This window comes from Promicromonospora kroppenstedtii DSM 19349 (genome assembly GCF_000515355.1).
Lineage (GTDB): Bacteria > Actinomycetota > Actinomycetes > Actinomycetales > Cellulomonadaceae > Promicromonospora > Promicromonospora kroppenstedtii.
Window position 1 is genome coordinate 1 of record NZ_KI911647.1, and the last position, 1,032, is coordinate 1,032.

1 protein-coding gene is annotated in these 1,032 nt (G+C 73.6%); it reads right to left on the reverse strand.

What is annotated here, in order from left to right; all coding sequences use genetic code 11:
- On the reverse strand, window positions 1–1,032 hold a 1,032-nt coding region (locus PROKR_RS09490; protein WP_051432827.1), incomplete at both ends, for a hypothetical protein.

Genomic DNA, 1,032 nt, shown 5'->3' on the forward strand with positions numbered 1-1,032 from the left:
CCGGCCCTCGGCCCAGGCGCGGCTGCGGCTCATGCCCTTGCCGATCCCGGCGCGCAGGCCGCGCGCGGACGCGCTCGAGCCGCCCAGGTAGGCGGCGAGCGCCACCACGATGCCGAGCACCCCGACGGTGCGCAGAGTGATGCGCAGGAACGAGACGAGCTGGTCGAACACGGTCTCGGCGGCGTCCAGGCGCAGGACCTTGCCGCTGAGCGCGTCGAGGTAGAGCCCCCGCGCGATGGCCAGGCCGATCGCCAGGAGCAGCATCGCACCGGCGAGCGCGAGGCCGGCCACGACCAGGGAGCGCAGGTGGTGCACGGCGGCGACGACGCCGGCGCCGAGCAGCACCAGCACGATCCACGGGAGCCAGGTGCCCAGCGCGACGACCTGGGCGTACCGGTTCTGGATCTCGACGAGCTGGCTGCTCTGCATCACGGTGAACGTGGCGTTGATCGTGGGCAGGTTCCCCGCGAGCGTGAGGCCGCGGTCCACGAGGCGTTGCTTCAGGATGTCGACGAGGCCGCCGAGCTGGATGGTGAGCTCGCCGTTCTGGCTGATCTGGGCGATGTCGCCCCCGGTGCCGCGCATGACGTCGACGAGCTGTTCGTGCGCCACCCGGTTGGCCTGGGTCCAGGCGGACTCGAACTGGTCGCTCTCCACCACGCGGTCCGCCGCGTTGCGGACGAAGGATTCGACGCCGCTGGTCAGCGGGCCCTCCAGCGCGGTGATGGCCTGTGCGGCCCGGGGGGCGATGCCGCGTTCGTCGAGACCGTCCTGCACGTCCTTGAGCACCGCGCCGACGTCGATCTTGTCCATGACGGCGGTGGTCAGCCGGCCGGCCACGGCCTGCTGCACCACCGGTTCCCGGGCCAGGGGCGCCACCGTGGCGACGTAGCGGTCGGTGTCGGTCAGGGTGCGCTCGGCCCATGCGGCGACCACGCCGACGGGGGCCAGGAGGGCGCCCAGGAGGATCAGCACCACGGCGGTCGCGGTGCGCGCGCGGTGGTGCTCCGGGGCGGGGGTGGCCGCGGCCGC